Origin of the sequence: Halomonas sp. 7T (assembly GCF_025643255.1) — a bacterium.
GTDB lineage: Bacteria > Pseudomonadota > Gammaproteobacteria > Pseudomonadales > Halomonadaceae > Vreelandella.
In genome coordinates, this window is the sequence record NZ_CP087112.1 from 289306 (window position 1) to 312668 (window position 23363).

The 23363-nt window shown below is 55.5% G+C and carries 15 protein-coding genes; 12 read left to right on the plus strand and 3 right to left on the minus strand.

What is annotated here, in order from left to right; translation table 11 throughout:
* Window positions 1-48: 48 nt before the first annotated feature.
* On the minus strand, window positions 49-2577 hold the full coding sequence (locus LOS15_RS01420) for a penicillin-binding protein 1A (RefSeq protein WP_263067615.1): 2529 nt from the start codon (window positions 2575-2577) through the stop codon (window positions 49-51).
* A 193-nt stretch (window positions 2578-2770) separates the two neighbouring features.
* On the opposite strand from LOS15_RS01420, the gene LOS15_RS01425 reads away from it, so the two are divergent.
* The 12 genes from LOS15_RS01425 to eno all read left to right on the plus strand — a co-directional run bounded on the left by LOS15_RS01425 (window position 2771) and on the right by eno (window position 19692).
* Window positions 2771-3832 carry a pilus assembly protein PilM gene (locus LOS15_RS01425; protein ID WP_263067616.1) on the plus strand — a complete coding sequence of 354 codons (1062 nt, stop codon included), beginning with the start codon at window positions 2771-2773 and terminating at the stop codon, window positions 3830-3832.
* Complete coding sequence (locus LOS15_RS01430; protein ID WP_263067617.1) at window positions 3823-4395, plus strand: PilN domain-containing protein; 573 nt, start codon at window positions 3823-3825, stop codon at window positions 4393-4395. The genes LOS15_RS01425 and LOS15_RS01430 overlap by 10 nt, the downstream gene beginning before the upstream one ends.
* The gene (locus LOS15_RS01435) at window positions 4392-5036 is read left to right on the plus strand and encodes a type 4a pilus biogenesis protein PilO (RefSeq protein WP_263067618.1); all 645 of its coding nucleotides are present in this window, start codon (window positions 4392-4394) and stop codon (window positions 5034-5036) included. The genes LOS15_RS01430 and LOS15_RS01435 overlap by 4 nt, the downstream gene beginning before the upstream one ends.
* Window positions 5033-5554, plus strand: coding sequence for a pilus assembly protein PilP (locus LOS15_RS01440; RefSeq protein ID WP_263067619.1), 522 nt, complete (start codon window positions 5033-5035; stop codon window positions 5552-5554). Before LOS15_RS01435 ends, LOS15_RS01440 begins: the two co-directional genes overlap by 4 nt.
* Window positions 5555-5584: 30 nt before the next feature.
* Window positions 5585-7609: a type IV pilus secretin family protein gene (gene pilQ / locus LOS15_RS01445; RefSeq protein ID WP_263067620.1), complete on the plus strand. Its 2025-nt coding sequence runs from the start codon at window positions 5585-5587 to the stop codon at window positions 7607-7609.
* Window positions 7609-8187 carry a shikimate kinase AroK gene (gene aroK, locus LOS15_RS01450; RefSeq protein WP_263067621.1) on the plus strand — a complete coding sequence of 193 codons (579 nt, stop codon included), beginning with the start codon at window positions 7609-7611 and terminating at the stop codon, window positions 8185-8187. The genes pilQ and aroK overlap by 1 nt, the downstream gene beginning before the upstream one ends.
* Window positions 8184-9290, plus strand: coding sequence for a 3-dehydroquinate synthase (aroB, locus tag LOS15_RS01455; RefSeq protein WP_263067622.1), 1107 nt, complete (start codon window positions 8184-8186; stop codon window positions 9288-9290). Before aroK ends, aroB begins: the two co-directional genes overlap by 4 nt.
* 480 nt (window positions 9291-9770) lie before the next feature.
* Window positions 9771-14213: a glutamate synthase large subunit gene (gltB, locus tag LOS15_RS01460; RefSeq protein ID WP_263067623.1), complete on the plus strand. Its 4443-nt coding sequence runs from the start codon at window positions 9771-9773 to the stop codon at window positions 14211-14213.
* A gap of 33 nt (window positions 14214-14246) precedes the next feature.
* The gene (locus LOS15_RS01465; RefSeq protein ID WP_263067624.1) at window positions 14247-15665 is read left to right on the plus strand and encodes an FAD-dependent oxidoreductase; all 1419 of its coding nucleotides are present in this window, start codon (window positions 14247-14249) and stop codon (window positions 15663-15665) included.
* A gap of 138 nt (window positions 15666-15803) precedes the next feature.
* Entirely contained in the window at window positions 15804-17459 is a 1656-nt protein-coding gene (locus tag LOS15_RS01470) for a CTP synthase (protein ID WP_263067625.1), read from the plus strand.
* Between the two features lie 11 nt (window positions 17460-17470).
* Window positions 17471-18334: a 3-deoxy-8-phosphooctulonate synthase gene (gene kdsA / locus LOS15_RS01475; RefSeq protein WP_263067626.1), complete on the plus strand. Its 864-nt coding sequence runs from the start codon at window positions 17471-17473 to the stop codon at window positions 18332-18334.
* Window positions 18335-18402: 68 nt separating this feature from the next.
* Entirely contained in the window at window positions 18403-19692 is a 1290-nt protein-coding gene (gene eno / locus LOS15_RS01480; protein WP_263067627.1) for a phosphopyruvate hydratase, read from the plus strand.
* 514 nt (window positions 19693-20206) lie between these two features.
* Here eno and fdxA read toward each other — a convergent pair.
* Together fdxA and mutS are read right to left on the minus strand one after the other, a co-directional pair.
* On the minus strand, window positions 20207-20530 hold the full coding sequence (gene fdxA, locus LOS15_RS01485) for a ferredoxin FdxA (RefSeq protein WP_263067628.1): 324 nt from the start codon (window positions 20528-20530) through the stop codon (window positions 20207-20209).
* A gap of 156 nt (window positions 20531-20686) precedes the next feature.
* Complete coding sequence (gene mutS, locus LOS15_RS01490) at window positions 20687-23266, minus strand: DNA mismatch repair protein MutS (RefSeq protein ID WP_263067630.1); 2580 nt, start codon at window positions 23264-23266, stop codon at window positions 20687-20689.
* Window positions 23267-23363: the final 97 nt, after the last annotated feature.

Here is a 23363-nt window from a genome sequence, read left to right on the forward strand (position 1 = left end):
AACCATGTGGTTTCCGGGCTTTTGCTTGCCGTGGGAGTGACGGCGTGATTAGAAGATCGACTCTGCCGTGCCAGACCCTTGTGATCCCCCTACCTCTTCTAGTTCACGGCTAATACGGCCGGTCTGGACGTCAGGCAGATGATCCCGATGGAACAGCTCAGAGATACCGCCTGATTGATTATCTGGCAGGCGGCGACCTGTGTCGGCATCAACTCGGGCCGAAATCACCGTGTCCGGACGCTCGGGGATAGCCGAGGGGGTGCCGGCTAGAGCGCCACCCATGAACTCAATCCAGATAGGTAGCGCCGCGTTCGCGCCATACTCGGCAAGCGTTTCGTTGCTGTCCTTACCCACCCACACGGTGGTGACAACATCGTTATTGAAGCCGGCGAACCAAGCGTCACGCTGGTTATTTGTGGTACCCGTTTTACCCACGATATCGTCACGGTTAAGGCTCAATGCTGCTCGGCCCGTCCCCGAGGTAATAACGTCGCGCAGCATGTCGCGCAAAATGTATACCGCAGCAGCATCTGCCACGCGTGGCGCAACCGGATACTCTTTACCGTCGATTTCAACGGTTTCCTGGCCATCAGCGCAGCTTGGGCAAGCAACTTGTGGCGTGGCTTCATCAATGACTTCGTTATCATCATTACGAGTGACCCGCTCGATAAACCAGGGTGCGACCTGGAAGCCTCCGTTTGCAATCACCGAATAGGCGTTGGTCATCTCCATGGGGGTTAAGCTGGCACTGCCCAAGGCAAGGGATAAACCGCGTGGTAAACGGCTAGGGGCAAATCCAAAACCTTCTAGGTAGTTGATTGTATGATTCAGCCCCATGGTTTGCAGAACCCGAATCGTGACGAGGTTGCGCGAGCGGGCAAGCGCAGGGCGCAGCCGCATTGGGCCTTGAAAGTCGCGGCTTGAGTTCACCGGGCGCCACAAAGAGTTGCTGCCATCATCCAGTACCACAGGCGCATCATTGACAACGCTCGCGGCGTTCATCTCGCCATCTTCCAGCGCGGCTAGGTAAATGAACGGCTTAAAGATAGAGCCAGACTGGCGCTGCGCTTGAACGGCACGGTTGAACTTGCTGGCGTTAAAATCAAAGCCGCCCTGCAAGGCTAAAATGGCTCCGGTTTGTGGGTCTTGTGCCACAAGCGAGCCTTCCGCATCAGGCCGCTGAGATAAACGTAAGGTGCCGTCCTCATTTTCAAATACACGCACCAGATCGCCGCGCACAGCAATTTGATCGGCTGAGCTCGGTTCGGCGCCCCGGCTACGTGGGCTTAGGTATTGGCGCGCCCAGCTTAGGCCGCTCCACGCAATGGTGCGCAGTTCGCCACCACGTGTTAGCACCTGCATTTCACGACCACTGCTCTCTACCACAATGGCGGGGCGCAGCAGGCCAAAATTGGGGGTGCGGTCCAGCACTTGTAGCCAGTTGCTTACATCGCCCTCAATGCCTTCCACTTCCGTCTGGCTGCGCTGAGCTGCTTGACGCGCCGTTTGACGGATTTCAGGAGACTCTGCAAGCTCCTCTTCTAGTCCTTGGGTAGCGGTCTGTTCTTGCGCTTCTACTAAGCTTGCTGCGATGTCACGCTGTTCCGCTCCTCGCCAGCCATGACGAAGGTCGTAAGCAATCAAACCATTGGCGAGCGCTTGGTGTGCAAACGGCTGCATTTCGCTATCAATGGTGGTGTAGATGCGGTATCCACCGGTATAGGCCGTGTCGCCAAAGCGCTCCACCGCGTACTGGCGTGCCATTTCAGACACGTAAGCGGCATCCACTTCTGTTTGGGTAAAGTAGCGGCGGGCGGTCACTGGCGATTGAACCGCCTCCTGATAAGCAGCGTCGTCTATATAGCCTAACTCACGCATACGGAACAGAATCCAGTTACGGCGAATCAGCGAGCGTTCAGAGTTTGCTAACGGGTTAAAGGCGGAAGGCGCCTTGGGCAGTCCTGCAATCATGGCAGTTTCTGCAAGCGTCAGTTCTGCTAGCGGCTTGTCGTAATACGTTTCTGAGGCAGCGGCAATGCCATAGGCGCGGTTGCCCAGGAAAATTTTGTTAACGTAGAGTTCAAATATCTCCTCTTTGCTCAGCACCTGCTCCATTTGCAGGGCAAGCAGAATTTCACGGATCTTCCGAGTAAACGTTTGGTCCAGCGTCAGCATGTAGTTACGCGCGACCTGCATGGTGATGGTGGAGCCGCCTGATTGAATCGTACCCCCGCTTTGTACCAGCTCTACGGAAGCCCTTGCTAACCCCTTTGGGTCAACCCCCGCGTGGTCAAAATAGCTGGCATCTTCAGCGGCAATCAGGGCATTGATCATGTCCTGGGGGATGTCATCAAAGTCGATCGCCATACGGCGCTCTTCACCAAACTCACCTATCAGTTTGCCGTCGTTGGTGAAGATACGCAGCGGCGTATGTAGCTCGAAATCTTGCAACTGGCGCACATCGGGTAGACCAGGAGAAAAATAAATAGCGGCACCCACCACTGCTAAAACGACAGCGCCTGTGAGCGCAACGATTAGCGAAAAAAGTGACAGGATGAGGGTTCGAAAAAACGTCATGAACAGAGTACACCCGTGGAAAGGAGAATAGACACGGTGTCTAAACGACCGTATCACGCAATTGGCAGCCATTATAGGAAGGCAGCGCAGCGGTCACCAGTGTTGATGTGCCGCAATGCCATTCGCGTGTGACTTAACTAAAAATCATGTAACCTCAGAACTCGCGAGATTGGCAGGCGGAGCCGAACCCCACATGCGCTTACTTAAACCCACAAAAGGGTTGATTGGTGTCGATATTACGTCGGCAACCGTCAAGCTGTTAGAGCTCAAGCAGTGCAACGATAATTATCAAGTAGAAAGCTACGCTGTACGTCCATTGCGTGAAGGCGCCGTGGTAGAGCGCCGCATCCGCGATATTAACGATGTGGCTAACGTGCTAAGTCGTGCGGTGGAGCATGCCAAGCCGTCTACGCGTAAAGCAGCGGTAGCCGTGCCAGCCAGTGCCGCTATTACCAAAACGCTTACGTTTCCGGCATCGCTTAGCGAAGATGAAATCGAAGAGCGGATTGCATCGGAATCTGACCGTCATATTCCTTTTCCGTTCAGTGAAGTGGCATTTGACTTCCAGTGTTTGGGGCCAGCGCCATTCGACGAAGACCAGCAGCAGGTAGTGTTAGTCGCCTGTCGTCAGCAGGATGTGACTCAGCTCACTGAAACCCTCGAGCGCGCGGGGCTTGAACCGGCCGCTGTTGATGTAGAAACCTTTGCTATGGAGCGCTCGCTGGCCGAGCTGCGCCGCCAGTTAAATGTTGAAAACGACCCAACGGCGTGTGTCGGGCTAGTGGATATTGGCGCCAATATGAACGCGTTTCACGTGGTACGCGGTGGGCAAATTGTCTATAGCCGCGACACAGTGTTTGGTGGGCGCCAGCTTACCGATGCGATTCGTGACCGCTATTCGATGAGTAATGAAGAGGCCGGGTTCGCTAAAAAGCGCGGCGGGTTACCCGACGATTATCAGGCAATGGTGCTGAATCCATTTTTAGAAACCGTGGTACAGCAAGTGGGACGCTCGCTGCAGCTTTATTACACCGCTGCTCGCCAGCATGAGGTGCAGCACATTGTGTTAGCGGGAGGTTCAAGCGTTATTCCTGGGCTTGCCGAACGTATTTCAGAAGATAGCGGTATGTCGGTGACCATTGCGAATCCGTTCCAGCGTATGCGCATCAATAAGCGCCTAAATATTGAAGCGCTCACCAACGATGCCCCTGCCATGTTAACGGCCGGGGGGTTGGCAATGAGGGTATGCCAGTGAGTATCAATATCAACCTGTTGCCCTGGCGTGAGGAGCGGCGTGAGAAGCGAACCCGCGCCTTTTATGGTGCGGTGCTATTTATGCTGTTACTGGGGGGAGCGCTTGCCTACACGGTTTCGTACTTTTACCAGCAGGAACTGGTTGCCCAGCAGCAGCGCAACGCCTACATCACTGCTTATATAGAGCGGTTGAATCGGGAAATTGCTGATGTGCAGCGCTATCAGGCCGATGCTGAGCAGCTAAATGAGCAGCTCCAGCTATTTCAAACGCTGCATCATGAGCGCATCAATACTGTACGGCTGTTTAATGATTTAGCCGCCAGTGTGGCCCAGGGCGTGGTTTATCAACGCCTTAGCCGAAGTGGCGAACGTATAAGCCTTTCTGCGGTGGCAGGAAACGAGCGTCAGGTATCCGAGCAGCTGCGTCAAATTGCTAATATGCCAGGGTTGGGGGTGCCCGTGCTTTCAGAAGTGGCGAGCGGGCAAAGCGGCAGTGAGCGCGTTTTTCAATTTGAAGTGGTTCAGTTTGCTGAGGAAGCGGCGTCAGAGGAGCAGGAACCATGAGTTGGAGTCGTGAACGCTGGCGCTTAGAGTGGCAACGCTTTCAACGGCTGGATTGGCAAGCGTTGGACGTTAAAGAGGCGGGAGAGTGGCCCTTTCTACTTAAAGGGCTCTGCGGCGTACTCGCCTTCTTGCTCATGTTTGGCGGGATCAGCTGGTGGTTGGTGGGCGAAAAGCGTGAGCAACTGGCCATCGAGCAGCGCCAAGAGGTGCGCTTGCTAGGTGAGTATCGCCGCAAAGCAACAGAAGCGGCTTACTTACCCGAACTCCAACATCAGTTGGCCACATTGGAAGAGCAGATGGTGACAATGCGAACCATGCTGCCCACCAGTGCTGAAATACCATCGCTGCTGGATAGTATTAGTGATGCCGCCGTAGATCACCGGCTAACGATTGAAACGATACGTTTACGGCCGACGGTGAGCAACACGCACTATATTGAGCACCCGCTGGATATTCAGGTGCGCGGAGGCTACCACCAGCTAGCGCAGTTTGTGGCGGACATAAGCCAAATGGCGCGGATTGTTACCCAGCATGACTTCACGCTGGCGCCTGTCGACCAGCAGGGTGATGCGCTAAGGCTCTCTCTACTTGCGCGTACCTACAGCTATGTAGAAGAAGCCAATGAGGAGGGTGCGCCATGAAGCGCTGGGTGTGGGTGTGCTGCAGCCTTGTGTTGGCGGGGTGTAGTGATGCACGCATCGACCAGCTAGATGCCACGCTGGCCGACATACGCCGTGCTCCTGGTGGCCAAGCCCCGAATATCATATCGCCGATGCCTGACCCACAGCCGCTTGATTATCGGTATGCTGAGGCGCGTAGCCCTTTTCTTGCGCCGGAAAGTGTGCAAAGCCAGGCGCTGTTATCACGGCAAGAAGCGAGTGAGTTTGCCCCTGACCATCAGCGTCCTACGGAGCCGCTAGAGAGCTTTCAGCTAGAGGCGTTACGGTTAGTAGGAACGTTAAGAATGGGAGAGCAGCATATCGCGCTGATTGCCACGCCCGACGGGAACGTGAACAGCGTGCGTGAAGGAAATTATTTAGGCACTAACCACGGCCAAATTACTCGTATCAGCTCCCAAGAGATCACGATTGTGGAGCGAGTATTTAGCCAACAGCAGGGGTGGCAAGAGCGCCAAGCAGCGCTTGTCATTGATGAATAGTCTTTTTTACTTGTTACTGGATACCACGCTATGGTCGCCGCGCTTCGTCGAATTACGCTGTTATTGCTAGCCCTTACCCCGTCATTAAGCTTGGCTTCGGTGCTTACGCACATGGATGTACACCAAGCAGATAGCGGGGAGGTGGAATTGGTGCTGCAGTTCAGCGACGGTGTGGCCGAGCTAACCGGCTACCGGCTGGATGCGCCGCCGCGCTTAGCGCTGGATTTAGCCGACACTCAAAGCGGCCTAGCGCAACGCCGGCTAAATGTGGGCAGCGGCGGCGTTGAACGAGTTACTGCCATTGAAGGTAACGGCCGCACACGACTGGTAGTCGATTTAGCTGAGCCCCTTGATTACCGCTCCCGGGTGGAGGGTGACCAGTTGAGGATATCCTTCGTAGCCTCTAGCAGCAGCAGTGAACCGGCTCCTGCGCTGGAAACGCTACAAGGCCCCAGCGTTGAAGATATTGATTTTCGTCGCGGCCCTGATGGTGCTGGCAGGCTGCTGATTACCTTTGATCGAGACGGTGTGGTAAGCCAAGTGCGTGAAGGCAGTGAAGGGCGTGTTGTTGCCGAATTGCGCGATGTTGACCTTCCCGATGCGCTTAATCAGATTTATGACGTGACCGATTTTGCCACACCGATTACCCGCATTACGCCGCGCCCTGGCCAGCGAGATGTATTGCTTGAGCTGCAAACTGACGGCCCCTACGCGATGATTTCTTCTCAAAGCGGACGCACGCTGACGATTGAAGTGCAACCCGTGACGCCTGAGGCGCAGTCTGATCGCGAGCCACAAGAAAATAGCTTCACCGGCGACCGGCTCAGTCTCAACTTTCAAGATATTGAAGTGCGCGCCGTGCTGGCCACGCTTGCTGAGTTTACCGGGCTTAATTTAGTGGCAAGCGATAGCGTCACTGGCCGCGTGACGCTCAACTTAAACGACGTACCTTGGGATCAGGCGCTGGCGCTGATACTTCAAAGCCAGGGACTATCAAGTCGAGAGCAGGGCAATGTGATTGTCGTCGCTCCCGCCAGTGAATTGGCGGCGATTGAGCGTCAAGAAATTGAGGCGCGTAATCAACGCGAAACGCTCTCGCCGCTGGTCACTGAATTTATCGAAGTTAAATATGCGCGTGCAGAAGACCTCGCTCAGCTGTTGCGCGGCGGCGATGGATTTGGCTTATTAACCGATCGTGGTCGCGTGAGCGTCGACCAGCGCACCAACACGCTGCTGATTCAGGATACCGCTGATCAAGTGCGTGACATTATGCGCACGTTAGATCGTCTGGATGTGGCGGTGCGCCAAGTACAAATTGAGGCGCGCATTGTGATTGCTCGGGATACCGCTTCGCGTGAGCTGGGCATAAATTGGGGGCTTGATAGCACCCGTGGCTTTTTAGAAGGGGAAGATGGCGCGTTTGAAAGACGTAATATTAACCCCAATCGCATTAATCGTGCCCAAGGTGGGCTGGCCGTCGATCTCGGTTCAACGGGAGCCGCAGGCACCGGCTTTAGCTTTGGCTATCTCTCTGGCGATATATTGCTGGATCTTGAGTTGCGAGCGCTAGAAAGCGAAGGCAAAAGTCAGACAATTTCCCAGCCCCGGGTGATTACCGCCAACCAGCGCACGGCCATTATTCGCCAGGGTGAAGAGCGTGCCTTCCAAAGCGTCGACTCTCAGGGTAACCCCGATACCGAGTTTAAAGAGGCGGAGCTCTCGTTAGAGGTGACGCCGCAAATCACGCCAGATAACCGCATCATTATGGATCTGGTGATTAAAAACGATAGCTTTCGCGAGAGCGAGTTTGGTGGCGAGCCACCGATTGATACCAACCAGATTGAAACCCAGGTGCTGGTGGATAATGGTCAAACCGTGGTGCTAGGCGGTATTTTAACCACAGAACAGCTAAGCCAAATTGCCAAAACGCCCTTGCTGGGTGACCTGCCGCTGGTAGGTCGTCTGTTCCGCTATACCCAAGAGAGTAATGAAAAGGTAGAGTTATTGGTCTTTATTACTCCACGACTCCTTGATGATGGTTTGATGATTCGCTGATGCAGGATTTACCCAATCTTTTTTTAATTGGCCCTATGGGGGCTGGTAAAAGCACGATAGGCCGTCTATTGGCGGGAGAGCTATCGCGCCCTTTTTATGACAGCGACCATGCCATACAGGATCGCTGCGGGGCTGATATACCCTGGATATTCGATGTCGAAGGGGAGCCCGGTTTTCGCCAGCGTGAGCTTCAAATGATCGATGAGCTTACCCAACTGCCAGGGGTGGTGGTAGCCACCGGTGGTGGTGCGGTTCTGCGCGAAGAGAACCGCCGCGCCCTTCGCGAACGCGGCACCGTGGTGTATCTCATGACCACCGTTGACCAGCAACTGAAGCGTACCGCCAAAGATCGTAATCGCCCCCTGCTGCAGTGCGCCAACCGCGAGCAGGTGCTAAATGATATGTTTGCCGCCCGAGACCCGCTTTATCGCGCCACGTCGGATATCACCGTGCGCACCGATAGACGCAGCCCCCGGGCCGTGGTTAATGAAATATTGCGCCGTGTGCACCGCTTGGTAGACCCGCTGGAAGCCGCTGGAGGGCCAAATAAAGTGCCGAACAAGAAGGTAACGCAATGACTGAAACGCTCAATGCCCAGCGCACGTTAACGGTGTCACTGGGTGACCGTAGCTACCCTATTCACATTGGTGCAGGGCTGCTACAGCATGCCAATGTGCTGACGCCTTACTTAGCGGGTAAGCAGGTGATGGTAGTGACCAATGACACTATCGCGCCGCTTTATTTAGAAGCGCTTTGCGCCACACTGCCTGACCACCTTGACGTGCAACGCGTGGTGCTTCCGGATGGCGAACAGCATAAAACCATCGAGCAGGTGGGGCGTATTTGGGATGCACTGTTAGAAGCGGGTTTTAATCGTCGCTGCACGCTCATTGCCCTTGGCGGCGGTGTGATTGGCGATATGGTGGGCTATGCCGCTGCCGCTTATCAGCGCGGCGTAGCGTTTATTCAGGTGCCAACGACGCTGCTCTCTCAGGTGGACTCCTCTGTGGGGGGGAAAACCGGTGTGAATCATCCGCTCGGTAAAAACATGATTGGCGCGTTTTGGCAGCCTAAAGCGGTGCTGGTGGATACCGATACGTTAACCACGCTGCCTAGCCGCGAGCTTTCTGCAGGGCTTGCTGAGGTGATTAAGTACGGTTTGATCCGCGATGAGGCATTTTTAAGCTGGCTAGAAGACAACATGCAGCCACTGCGCAGCGTTGCCCCTGATGTGATTGCGGAGGCCATCGCCAAAAGCTGCCAGATCAAGGCAGACATCGTTGCCGAAGATGAGACCGAGCAAGGCGTCCGCGCACTATTGAATCTTGGCCACACCTTTGGACATGCGATTGAAGCGCACCAAGGTTATGGTAACTGGCTGCATGGCGAAGCCGTCGGCGCTGGTATGGCGATGGCGGCAACGCTGTCGCATCGGTTAGGTTGGATTGACGCGGCGGCGTTGAAACGAGCGCACGCGGTGATTCAAAGCGCCGGGCTGCCGCTGGCAGCGCCAGCGAATATGGCGGCGGATGATTTCTTAGTGCGTATGCGATTAGATAAAAAGAATATCGACGAGAAGCTTCGCTTGGTGCTGCTCAACGCCTTAGGCGATGCCTGCGTGAGCGATGCAGCGCCCGCTGATACCCTGCTGAACCTGCTACAGGACTATCCTCGCCACTAAAACGCTTTACCCGCTGTTCGCTATGAACACTGAATACCTCTTTTCGCCCATATGGATGAACCCGCCGCTGTGCGGGTTTTTTATTACCTGCGTGATAGATGGAAAATCACCTGGATTTTAATCCGCATGCCTTATGCGCTATCGGCATGGGGTTTTAGGTCAATTTCCGACTAAAGTATATATGCTATTTTTTATCGTTTAAAAATCGTTTTATGGGTTTGCAAGTAGTTGAAGTGTATGTGTTTTTTATAATTGAGTAAATGTAACTGTAGGATTTGGCGAGGGTTTTAGGGGGTTCAGGCGCTGTGAAAGATTGCGCGCGCTGGGGGCGAATCGCTATGCTGAACGGCCATTTCTTGCAGCAGCGGTTAGGGGAAGCTCCCTGTATGGGCGGGTTATAAGAGAGCCATAAAAAAAGAAAAACCTGAAAATATACCATGTAAACGCTGCTAATAAAACACGCTTAACAGAGGCACGCCCATGAATAGAGGTCTCCACCAGCCCGGCGAGTTTCGCGACAACTGCGGCTTCGGCTTAATTGCCCACATGGAAGGGCAGGCCAGTCACGACTTGCTGAAAACGGCGATTGAATCACTGACGTGCATGACCCATCGTGGAGGCATTGCGGCCGACGGTAAAACCGGCGACGGCTGCGGGCTGCTGCTTAAAATGCCTGTTCAGTTTATGCGCGAGGCGGCCAAAGAGGCGCTGGGTGCAGAGTTGGGCGAGCAGTTTGCCGTCGGCGTGGTTTTTCTCCCCGATGACGATGCGCGTGCCGCCAAGGCCAAAGAGACGCTGGCTGCTGAGCTAAGCACCCGTGGCCTGGACGTATTGGGTTGGCGTGTGGTGCCCACGGACTCCAGCGTTTGCGGCCCCATGGCGCTTGACTGTCTGCCGCGCATTGAACAGCTTTTTGTGCAGCCCGGTAGCAGCGAAAGCTTTGCTGTCGATCTATTCATGGCCCGCCGCTATGCCGAGCAGGCGCTGCGCAAAGAAGAAGAGTTTTATGTTGCGTCACTTTCGTCAGAAGTGGTGTCTTATAAAGGCTTAGTCATGCCGGAAGATCTGCCGGCGTTTTATCAAGATTTAAACGATCCGCGTCTGGAAACCGCTATTTGTGTGTTCCACCAGCGCTTCTCAACCAACACGGCGCCGCGCTGGCCGTTGGCCCAGCCGTTCCGCCTGCTGGCCCATAACGGCGAAATCAACACCATCGAAGCTAACCGTGGCTGGGCAAACTCCCGTAAAGCGAACTTTGTTAACGAACGCCTGCCGGATATCGCCGAGCTGGATGAAATCGTTAATACCACCGGTTCTGATTCTTCCAGTATGGATAACATGCTGGAAGTGCTGCTGACCGGGGGCATGGAGCTACACCGCGCCGTGCGTATGATGGTGCCGCCTGCCTGGCAGAACGTAGAGACCATGGACGCCGAGTTGCGTGCTTTCTATGAGTATAACTCCATGCACATGGAGCCCTGGGATGGCCCAGCGGGTGTGGTGATGACAGACGGTCGCCAGGCGGTCTGCATGCTTGACCGTAACGGCCTGCGCCCGGCACGTTGGGTGATCACCAAGAATGGCTACATCACGCTGGCGTCCGAAATCGGTACCTACGGCTACAAGCCGGAAGACGTGGTCGCAAAAGGCCGTGTTGGCCCAGGCCAGATCCTTGCCGTGGACACCCAAACCGGTGAAGTGCTGCATACGCATGATATCGATGCCCGATTAAAGTCCGCGTATCCCTACAAGCGCTGGCTGAAGCAAGAGGCGAACTACCTGGAGTCAGCGCTAACCGAGTTGGCGCGCTTCCAGACGATGGATACTAACGCGCTTAACGTGCAGCAGAAAATGTTCCAGGTAACGTTCGAAGAGCGCGACCAAGTGTTACGCCCGCTGGCAGAGAGCGGTCAGGAAGCGGTGGGTTCTATGGGGGATGATACGCCCATGGCCGTGCTGTCGAGCCGTCCGCGCCTGCTGACTGATTTTTTCCGTCAGAAGTTTGCCCAGGTTACCAACCCACCGATTGATCCGCTGCGCGAAGCGATCGTCATGTCGCTGGAAACCTGCTGTGGGGCGGAGTTGAACGTGTTCAAGGCCACGCCTGAGCATGCTCACCGGTTGATTTTGACCACGCCGGTGCTTTCACCGCGTAAATTTACCGCGCTGGTCAGCCAGGATGATCCCGCCTTTGCCAGCCACACGCTGACACTGGGCTACGATCCAGAAAGCACCAGCCTGCAACAGGCGGTTACGGCGTTATGCAAAGAGGCCGAAGCGCAAGTAAAGGCAGGTAAGGTGATTCTGGTGCTCACCGATGCGGAGTTACCTAAAGGTCAACTGCCTATTCAGGCCGCGCTAGCGGTCGGTGCCGTGCATTCTCATCTTGGCCGTTTAGCGCTTCGCCCAAATGCCAACATTGTGGTGGAAACTGGCTACGCCCGAGATGCCCACCAAATGGCGGTGCTTTTTGGTGTAGGCGCGACGGCGGTCTATCCATGGTTGGCGTACCAGGTCATGGCGGATATGCACCGCACCGGGGAGCTGAGCGGTAATCCGGCCGATGCGCGGGAGAATTACCGTAAAGGCCTGCAGAAAGGGCTCTTCAAGATTCTCTCTAAAATGGGCATCTCGACGCTGGCCTCCTACCGTGGCTCCATGCTGTTTGAAGCGGTAGGTTTATCCGATGAAATCATGAACACCTGCTTTGTGGGCATGGCGTCGCGTATTCAAGGTACCGGCTTTGCCGAGCTTCAGCTGCAGCAAGAACTACTGGCTAAAGATGCCTGGATTGCCCGTAAAGGGATTTCCCAAGGCGGCATGCTCAAATACGTGCATGGCCACGAATACCATGCCTATAACCCTGATGTGGTGAAGTCCCTTCAGGAGGCGGTGCAGGAAGGCAGCTACGCCAAGTGGAAGAAGTTTGCGCAGCTGGTAAACGAGCGCCCAGTGGCCACCATTCGTGACCTGTTAACGCTCAAGCCCGCTGAGACGCCCATGCCGCTGGAAGAGGTTGAGCCGGTTGAGGCGCTGATTCCGCGTTTTGACAGCGCCGGTATGTCGCTGGGGGCGCTCTCCCCTGAGGCTCACGAAGCGCTGGCCCAGGCCATGAACGAGGCGGGTGGTCGCTCCAATTCCGGCGAAGGTGGCGAAGACCCGGCCCGCTACGGCACCATTCGCAGCTCGAAAATCAAACAGATCGCCTCCGGTCGTTTTGGTGTCACCCCAGCGTACTTGGTGAATGCCGAAGTACTGCAGATTAAAGTGGCCCAAGGTGCTAAACCCGGCGAAGGCGGTCAGCTGCCGGGCGGTAAGGTCAATCAGCTGATTGCTCGCTTGCGCTACTCCGTGCCCGGCGTCACGCTGATTTCACCACCGCCGCACCACGATATTTACTCCATCGAAGATCTGGCGCAGCTAATTTTTGACCTCAAGCAGGTGAACCCAGATGCCCAGGTGTCAGTGAAGCTGGTCTCCGAGCCCGGCATTGGAACCATCGCCACCGGTGTCGCCAAGGCCTACGCGGATCTGATCACCGTCTCTGGCTATGACGGCGGCACGGCGGCCAGCCCGCTTACCTCCATTAAGCACGCGGGTTCTCCTTGGGAGCTTGGCCTGCCTGAGGTGCATCAGGCGCTGCGCATTAACGGCCTGCGGGACAAAATTCGCCTACAAACCGATGGCGGCCTGAAGACCGGCCTGGATGTGGTCAAAGCGGCAATTCTCGGTGCCGAAAGCTTCGGTTTTGGTACGGCGCCGATGGTGGCGCTGGGCTGTAAATACCTGCGTATTTGTCACCTGAATAACTGTGCCACCGGTGTGGCAACACAAGATGACTTTCTGCGCGGCGAGCACTTCCGCGGCACCGTGGATATGGTCAAAAACTACTTCCGCTTTATCGCAGAGGAAGTCCGCGAGCTGATGGCGATGCTTGGCGTTCGCAAGCTGACCGATCTAATCGGTCGCACCGATCTGCTTGAAGTGTTAGAAGGCAGTACGGCGTCCCAGCGCAAGCTGGATCTCACGCCGCTGCTCGCCAATGATTTTGTGCCTAAAGATGCGCCGCAGTTCTGCGAGGTGAGTCGCAATGTGCCCCACGATCCGGGTGCTAAGAACCAGGAAGTGCTAGCAGCGCTGAAAGAGGCCATTGAGTCTCAGTCGGGCGGCACCTTCGACTTCACGATCACCAACTGCGACCGCAGCGTAGGTGCTTTAACCTCTGGGGCAATTGCCAAGCGTTACGGTGAAGATGGCCTGGAAGCAGCGCCGGTCACTGCACGCTTTACAGGTGTGGCGGGGCAAAGCTTTGGGGTGTGGAACGCACGCGGCCTGAATTTGTACCTGGAAGGCGATGCCAACGACTACGTCGGCAAAGGTATGAACGGTGGTAGCATCGTGATTGTGCCGCCGAAAGTCAGCCAGTTTGAGAGCCACAAAACCGCCATCATTGGTAACACCTGCCTCTATGGGGCAACGGGCGGCACGCTGTTTGCTGCCGGTACCGCTGGCGAGCGCTTCGCGGTGCGTAACTCCGGTGCGACCGCCGTGATCGAAGGCGCTGGCGACCACTGTTGTGAGTACATGACCGGGGGGTTGGTCTGCGTGCTGGGTGAAACCGGCGTTAACTTTGGTGCGGGCATGACCGGCGGTTTTGCCTACGTGCTGGATGAAGACCGTACCTTTGTCGACAAGTACAACCATGAGTTGGTTGAGATCCACCGGGTCAACACAGAAGCGATGGAAGCGTATCGCCGCCACTTGCGTGAAATGATTGAAGCCTATGTTGCGGCAACAGGCTCTGATCGTGGCGCGGCGATTCTGGAAGACTTCGGCGACTACGCGCGCCACTTCTGGCTAGTGAAGCCAAAAGCGGCAAGTTTGGGTAGTTTGCTGAATCAGTCTCGGCGTCAGCCGGAATAACCTACCAGCGCTTACGCTTCGAGGAGAGAGATCATGGCCAACCGTTTAAATAACGATTTCCAGTTTGTTGATGTGGGTCGTAAAGACCCGCAGAAAAAAGCCGCGCACACCCGGTCAAAAGAGTTCGCGGAGATTTACGAGCCCTATAAACCCACCGATGCAGCTAGTCAGGCGCATCGCTGCCTGCACTGCGGTAACCCCTACTGCGAGTGGAAGTGCCCGGTACATAACTATATTCCCAACTGGCTGCAGCTAGTGGTGGAAGGCAACATCATCGAAGCGGCCGAGCTGTCACACAAAACCAACTCGCTGCCGGAAGTATGTGGTCGCGTGTGTCCGCAAGACCGTTTGTGTGAAGGCGACTGCACCCTGAACGACGGCTTTGGCGCCGTGACGATCGGCTCGGTGGAGAAGTACATCACCGACACCGCCTTCGCCATGGGCTGGCGCCCGGATATGTCCAAAGTAGAGTGGACTGACAAGAAGGTTGCCATCGTCGGTGCAGGTCCTGCGGGCCTGGGCTGTGCTGATATTCTGGCGCGCAACGGCGTGAAGCCGGTGGTATTCGATAAGTACCCTGAAATTGGCGGTCTGCTGACCTTCGGTATTCCAGAGTTCAAGCTGGAAAAGAACGTTATGGAGCGTCGTCGTGCGGTGTTTGAGGAGATGGGCGTTGAATTTCGTTTGAATACCGAAATCGGCACCGACGTAGAGTTTGAGACGCTGCTGCAAGAGTACGATGCGGTCTTCCTGGGCATGGGTACTTACAAATACATGCAGGGCGGCTTCCCCGGCGAAGACCTGCCTGGTGTTTACAAGGCGCTTGATTTCCTGATCGCCAACGTCAACCGTCGCTTGGGCTTCGAGAAAGATCCGAATGACTTTATCTCCATGGAAGGTAAGCGCGTAGTGGTGTTAGGCGGTGGTGATACCGCCATGGATTGTAACCGCACCTCAATTCGTCAGCGGGCCGCTAACGTGACGTGTGCCTACCGCCGTGATGAAGAGAACATGCCAGGTTCGCGCCGTGAAGTCGCTAATGCGCGCGAAGAGGGCGTCGAGTTCCTGTTCAACCGCCAGCCGGTGGCGGTCGTGGGAGAGGATAAAGTCGAAGGCGTGAAAGTGGTTCGCACGCGCCTGGGTGAGCCGGACGAGAATGGCCGTCGTCGTCCAGAAGTCGTTCCAGGGTCTGAAGAGATCATCGCCGCCGACGCGGTCGTGGTGGCGTTTGGTTTTCAGGCCAGCCCGGCACCTTGGTTCAATAGCGCCAAGATCGACGTTAACGAGTGGGATCTGGTCAAAGCCCCTGAGCACGGCCAATACGCTTTCCAAACCAGCAACGAGAAAATCTTTGCCGGTGGCGATATGGTGCGCGGCTCTGACCTCGTGGTCACCGCGATTTATGAGGGTCGCCAAGCGGCAGAAGGGATTTTGGACTACCTGGGCGTGTGATATTGGATAGTGAGGGGCGATGTCGTCCCTCAACTAGAGCAGTTCAAATTGAGCCTTTAGGCGTACTCTGCTATTCTGTCGTCCCATCCTGGTGTGGCTTTCTGTTACGCCTTTTGATCACGTTTCGACAGGTTTTCCATGACACGATATATCTTCGTGACCGGCGGCGTTGTGTCCTCTCTTGGCAAGGGCATTGCGTCTGCCTCGCTGGCGGCGATTCTAGAGGCCCGCGGCCTTAAGGTCACCATGCTCAAGCTCGACCCCTACATCAACGTGGACCCGGGCACCATGAGTCCTTTCCAGCACGGCGAGGTGTTCGTCACCGAGGATGGCGCCGAGACGGATCTGGACCTTGGTCACTACGAGCGCTTTATTCGTACCAAAATGACCCAGGGCAACAACTTCACCACCGGCCGTGTGTATGAAAACGTCCTGCGCAAAGAGCGCCGTGGCGACTACCTGGGTGGCACTGTCCAGGTCATTCCGCACATTACCGATGAGATCAAGCAACGCGTCTACGCCGGTGGTGAAGGCTTCGACGTAGCGCTGGTGGAAATCGGCGGTACGGTGGGCGACATCGAGTCGCTGCCGTTCCTGGAGTCGATCCGCCAAATTCGCAGCGAGCTAGGGGCAAGCCGCGCGATTTATATGCACCTGACGCTGGTGCCGTATATCAAGACCGCAGGCGAAACCAAAACCAAGCCGACCCAGCACAGCGTCAAAGAGCTGCGCTCTATCGGTATCCAGCCGGATATTTTGATTTGCCGTAGCGAAGTGGAGCTTGAGGAGAGTGAGCGCCGCAAGATCGCCTTGTTCACCAACGTGGAAGAGCGTGCGGTGGTGCCGCTACAAGACGCTGACACCATTTACCGTATTCCGCTGATGCTTCACGAGCATGGCCTGGACGATATCGTCTGCGACAAGCTGCGCCTGGAAGCCGCGCCTGCGGATCTTTCTGAGTGGGTGAAGGTACTGGATGCCAAGCTCAACCCGCTGAAGTCTGTGAGCATCGCCATGGTCGGTAAGTACATGGAGCTGCTGGATGCTTACAAGTCGCTGAACGAAGCGCTGATCCATGCGGGCATTCAAGGCCGTATTAAGGTCAACATCGACTACATCGACTCCGAGGACATCGAACGTCACGGCACCGAGCGTCTGGCGGGTAAAGATGCCATTCTGGTACCTGGTGGATTTGGTGAGCGCGGCGTGGAAGGCAAGATTCTGACCGCGCAGTTTGCCCGCGAAAACAACATCCCGTACCTGGGGATTTGTTTAGGTATGCAGGTAGCGGTGATTGAGTTTGCTCGCAATGTGGCAGGTTGGGAAGACGCAAACTCCACCGAGTTTACCCACGATACTCAACACCCGGTGGTGGGCCTGATTACTGAGTGGATTAACGCAGAAGGCAAAATCGAGCTACGCGACGCAGCCTCTGATTTAGGTGGCACCATGCGCCTAGGCGGGCAGGTTTGTCACCTGGCATCGGGTAGTAAAGCGCGTGCGGCCTATGGTGCCGATGAAATTGTTGAGCGCCACCGCCACCGCTTTGAGGTCAATAACCAGTTTATTGATGAGCTGGAAAAGGCAGGCTTGGTGATTTCAGGTAAGAGCGTCGACCAATCACTGGTCGAAGTGGTGGAGCTTGCCGATCACCCTTGGTATGTCGCGTGTCAGTTTCACCCGGAATTTACCTCGACACCTCGCGACGGTCATCCGCTGTTTTCAGGGTTTGTTAACGCCGCCGTTGAGCATAAAGCAGCACGTACCCGTGCCCATGCGGCGCCTCAAGAGTAAAGGGGGGAAGCATGGCTTCTCACGCACCAACCCCAGAGCGTCATATCAACGTTGCCGGCCTAACCGCCGGCAATTCTTTGCCGCTGATGTTATTGGGCGGCATGAATGTGTTGGAGTCGGCGGAGCTTGCCGATGAAGTGGCACAAGCCTATGTGAATGTGACGCAAAAGCTGGGTATGCCTTATGTCTTTAAGGCCAGCTTCGACAAAGCGAACCGCAGCTCGATTCACTCCTACCGTGGTCCTGGGCTAGAAAAAGGCCTGCAAATCCTGGCCGATATTAAAGCCCGCTATAATGTGCCAATCATTACTGACGTGCACGAACCCTGGCAGGCCGAGCCGGCTGCCGAAGTCGCTGATATTATTCAGCTGCCCGCCTTTCTTGCCCGCCAAACCGATCTTGTAGTGGCCATGGCGAAAACCGGCGCGGCGATCAATATCAAAAAGCCGCAGTTTTTGGCTCCCCATGAAATGCGTCATATCCTCACTAAGTTCCAAGAAGCAGGTAACGACCGGCTAATGTTGTGCGAGCGGGGCACCAGCTTTGGCTACAACAACCTGGTCGTGGATATGCTAGGCGTTGGCGATATGAAGCAAACCGGTTACCCGGTATTTTTTGATGTCACCCACGCGCTGCAGCGCCCTGGTGGCCGTGCGGACAGCGCCGGTGGCCGTCGTGCCCAGGTGGCAGAGCTGGCTCGTGCGGGCGTCGCTGTGGGATTGGCAGGGATTTTCTTAGAGGCCCATCCCGATCCCGACAACGCCAAGTGTGATGGCCCCTGTGCGCTGCCGCTGGACCAGCTAGAGCCGTTCTTAGCGCAGCTGTCGCAGTTGGACACTCTGGTAAAAGGCTTTAAACCCTTAACCATCCGTTAATCGCGGCGGTCATCCGTGGTATACATTGGATTTCTTATCTATTAGACCGACAACCTAAGGACACTGTCATGACTAAAATTGTTGAAATCAGCGCGCTGGAAGTGCTCGACTCTCGTGGCAACCCAACTGTTCAAGCGACCGTCCGTCTTGAAAGTGGCGCGGTTGGTGAAGCTTGCGCTCCGAGCGGAGCATCCACGGGCTCTCGTGAAGCACTTGAGCTGCGCGATGGCGACAAGACACGCTACCTCGGCAAAGGTGTTTTAAAAGCCGTTGAAGCTGTGAATGGCAAGATCCGTGATGCGTTGTTGGGAATGGATGCACGGGATCAGCGTGGCTTGGATAACGCCATGCTGGAGCTGGATGGTACCGAAAACAAAGCAACCTTGGGTGCGAATGCTATTTTGGCGGTCTCTCTGGCTGCGGCCAAAGCGGCAGCTAACGCCAAAGGCGTGCCGCTGTATGCTCACATTGCCGAGCTATACGGCCAGCCCGGCCAGTACAGCATGCCGGTGCCGATGATGAACATTCTGAACGGCGGCGAGCATGCGGATAACAACGTTGATATCCAAGAGTTCATGGTGCAGCCGGTAGGCGCTGCGAACTTCCGTGAAGGCCTGCGTATGGGCGCAGAAATTTTTCACGCGCTGAAGAAAGTGCTCTCTGCCAAAAGCCTCTCCACCTCGGTGGGTGATGAGGGCGGTTTTGCCCCTAACTTGGCGTCGAATGCTGATGCCCTGGCGGTGATCAAGCAGGCGGTGGCAGATGCGGGCTACACGTTGGGTAGCGATGTGACACTAGCGCTGGATTGCGCCTCCTCTGAGTTCTACAAAGATGGCCAGTACAACCTCTCTGGCGAAGGCAAAAGCTATGATGCTGAAGGCTTTGCTGACTACCTAGCCGGTCTGTGTGCTGACTACCCCATCGTCTCGATTGAAGACGGTATGGACGAATCTGACTGGGCAGGTTGGAAAGCGCTGACCGACAAGCTGGGCGAGAAAGTGCAGCTGGTAGGTGACGATCTGTTTGTGACCAATACTAAAATCCTTAAGCGCGGTATTGATGAGCAGATTGGGAACTCCATTCTGATTAAGTTCAACCAGATTGGCTCGCTGTCGGAAACCCTGGATGCTATCAAGATGGCTCAGGATGCAGGCTTCACAGCGGTGATCTCTCACCGTAGCGGCGAAACAGAAGATACCACCATTGCCGATTTGGCGGTGGGTACCTGCGCAGGCCAAATCAAAACCGGCTCACTGTGCCGCTCTGACCGTGTAGCGAAGTACAACCGCCTGCTGGTCATTGAAGCAGAGCTAGGTGAAGTGACGTATCCGGGCTTGAAGGCGATTAAAGGTCAGTGAACGTGAAACGTTACGCTGGCGTGTAAGAGATATCTCAAGATTTTGTAAGAGATCTCTTACAAAAGCCGACGACATTCGCTCGGTTTGGGTAAGATAAAACGAAATTTTCCACTAATCTTAATTTAAGTGGCTGATTTTGAATAAGTTAAAAAATAAAGGCGAGCCGACAAGGCTCGCCTTTTGTGGTTTTAGCCAACTTGTGATGGCCTCATTATCTGCCACAATACATACAGGACTAGGGGAGGCAAGGATGCTTCAGGCAGGATGCAACGGGATGCAGGTAGGTGCGCCGGGTGACACAGTGATGTGAGCCCTGGCAAGGACGTCACCTAAGGAAGTTGACACAGGGAGTGGTCAGAGGAAGTGCTTGGAGCGGGCGGCCTACGGGCCGCCTTTTTTTTGTGCGGGCGCTACAGCCGTAAAAAACCAGCGTAAACGCTGGTTTTCATGGTGACGATGAGTCTTAAGGAACTATGAACCTTAAGCAGCTACGAGCCTTAAGTAGTATTGGAACTCAGCGCTCTAGCTTCTCAAGTTTACCGGTTTTACCATCCCACTCTTCTGCATCAGGCAGAGGATCTTTCTTCTCAGCGATATTTGGCCATACGTCGGCCAGTTCCGCATTGATCTCGATAAACTGCGTTTGATCATCGGGCAGCTCATCCTCGGAGAAGATTGCTTCAGCAGGGCACTCAGGTTCACACAGGGCGCAATCGATACACTCGTCTGGGTGGATAACCAAAAAGTTAGGACCTTCATAGAAGCAATCGACCGGGCAAACTTCCACGCAGTCAGTGTACTTGCACTGGATGCAGTTCTCGGTAACGACAAACGTCATCTTGCTATCCCTCTTGCAGGACCAGAAACGCTTCCGGTCATGGTCAATCGTGAATGGTTATAAATCAGCCGTTTTTTATAAGCTAAAAAGTATGAACGACATTCTAGAGGTGCCCTTACCCATCGGCAAGCGCCAGTTGCTCTTGTATGAAACCGATTAAAGCAGTGCTCGCCATTGATACAGAAGCGCGAGCGCCTCTCGAGGCGATAGATCATCCACCTCTGCTTTTGCAAGTGCTTCTACAACGGGGTGTGGGGCACTGGCAAAGAGATCGTTTTGCTGAGGCACGGCTTTTTGGGCATCTGTTGAGACATGACCACGCTGCTGTTGATCAACGTCTCGCTGCTCCAAAGCAATCAGTTTTTCCCGTGCACGGGCTATGACAGGTGTGGGAACGCCAGCAAGCTGCGCGACCTGTAAACCGTAGCTTTGACTTGCCGGGCCTGCTTCAATCCGGTGCATAAAGACAATACTATCGCCGTGCTCGGTGGCAGTGAGATGAATGTTGGCTACCCCGTTTGCCTGTTCAGGCAGGGCGGTCATTTCAAAATAGTGGGTGGCAAACAGCGTTAACGCACGGGTTGTTGCTAAGTGTTCGGCGCTTGCCCAGGCAAGGGAAAGGCCGTCGAAGGTGCTGGTGCCGCGTCCAATCTCATCCATCAGCACTAAGCTTTGCTCGGTCGCGTTGTGCAGGATGTTGGCGGTTTCGGTCATTTCCACCATAAACGTGGAACGCCCGCCTGCTAAGTCGTCCGATGAGCCAATGCGGGTAAAAATACGGTCGATAGGGCCAATATCAGCGGCGTCAGCGGGCACAAAGCTGCCGCTATGGGCCAGTAGCGCGATTAGCGCCGTTTGGCGCATATAGGTCGATTTACCGCCCATGTTGGGGCCGGTAATAATCAGCATGTGCTGGTCGGGCGATAGCGTGACATCGTTGGGTACAAACGGCTTGTCGCTTACCTGCTCAACGACCGGATGGCGGCCTGCGCTAATGCTTATGCCTGTGGCTTCAACTAATTGCGGGCGTACCCAGTTGAGCGCTTCAGCGCGCTCGGCAAACGCGCAGAGCACATCCAGCTCCGCCAGTGCCCGAGAGGTGTTTTGCAGCGCGTGAAGCAGCGCATTGAGCTCGCTCATTAGCTGGTCATAGAGCCATTTTTCCCGTGTCAGCGCCCGCGATTTAGCCGAAAGCGCCTTGTCTTCAAACTCTTTAAGTTCTGGAATAATAAAGCGCTCGGCGTTTTTCAGCGTTTGGCGACGAATATAGTCAGCGGGTGCCTGCTGAGCCTGGGCGCGGGGTAGTTCTATAAAGTAGCCGTGTACTCGGTTATAGCCCACTTTCAAGTTGGCAAGCCCCGTGCGTTCGCGTTCGCGTAGCTCTAGCTGCACCAGATATTCGCCGGCATTTTCAGCCATGCCGCGATGCTCATCCAGCTCGGCATCATAACCATCTGCAATGACGCCGCCATCACGGATCACCACGGGCGGGTTTTCGACCAGTGCGCGGGTTAGTGTATCGGCCATCTCCGGATAGGGGCGAATGTGGGGCTTAAGGCTATCCAAGGCGCTGCCGCTTTCCACGTTAGCTAACAGCTGCTCAAGCTCGGGTAGGGTAACCAGCGCATCACGTAAGCGCGCTAAGTCACGCGGGCGGGCGCTATACAGCGCAACACGGCCAAGAATACGTTCTACATCGCCCACGTCGCTTAAGGTGTCGCGCAGCGCCATATAGGCAGCGTCGATGGATAGCAGAGCTACACCGGCTTGGCGGCCCGCTACAATATCTCGCTGGCGCAGCGGGCGATTCAGCCAGCGCTTTAATAGCCGAGAACCCATCGCGGTGGCGCAGGTGTCTAGAACGCTGGCGAGTGTGTTATCACTGTTGCCGCCCAGGTTTATATCGATTTCCAGATTGCGCCGGCTGGCGGCGTCAATGACCACCGCATCGTCGCGGTTCTCGACGCTAATCGCCGTAACGTGGGGCAGGCGTGAGCGTTGGGTGTCTCGGGCGTAATCGACTAGCACGCCAGCAGCAATGAGCGCAGCGGTTAAATGGGCACACCCAAAGCCGCGTAAGTCCTGTACTTCAAACTGGTCGCATAGACTGCGGGTAGCGCTCTCCAAGTCAAAAAGCCATTCGCCCTGACGGCGCAAGCTACGCTTTTGCGACCACGCATCAGGCAGCGTTAGGCTTTCCGGTACTAGCAGTTCGGCAGGAGAGAGGCGGGTGAGCTCGGCGAGCATTTCTGCCTCAGTCTCTACTTCTAGTACGTTAAAACGCCCGCTGGAAAGCTCAAGCCACGCAAGGCCAAAGGTCTCTTTTCCTGGGGCGACGGATACTAGGACGTTATCGCGCCGAGCATCTAGTAGCGCTTCATCGTGCAGCGTACCGGGGGTCACAATGCGCACGACCTGACGATCAACGGGCCCTTTGCTGGTGGCAGGGTCGCCGATTTGCTCACAAATGGCGACTGACTCGCCGCTGGCCACTAAGCGCGCTAAATAGCCTTCAGCGCTGTGGTAAGGCACCCCTGCCATGGGGATGGGTTTGCCCCCCGATTGGCCGCGTTGGGTGAGCGTAATGTCCAGCAGTGCAGCGGCGCGTTTAGCGTCGTCAAAAAACAGCTCGTAAAAATCCCCCATGCGGTAAAACAGCAGTACCTCGGGGTGGTCGCGTTTAATCTTAAGGTATTGCGCCATCATGGGCGTATGAGTAGGGCTGACCTGTGACATGGGTGTCCTGATTGAGCGTGGCGTAAGCCATGGCGGTTTACGGCATGTTCTTTGCGCAAGATAAACGCTGTATTCTACGCTGAACTGAGGTCTTACT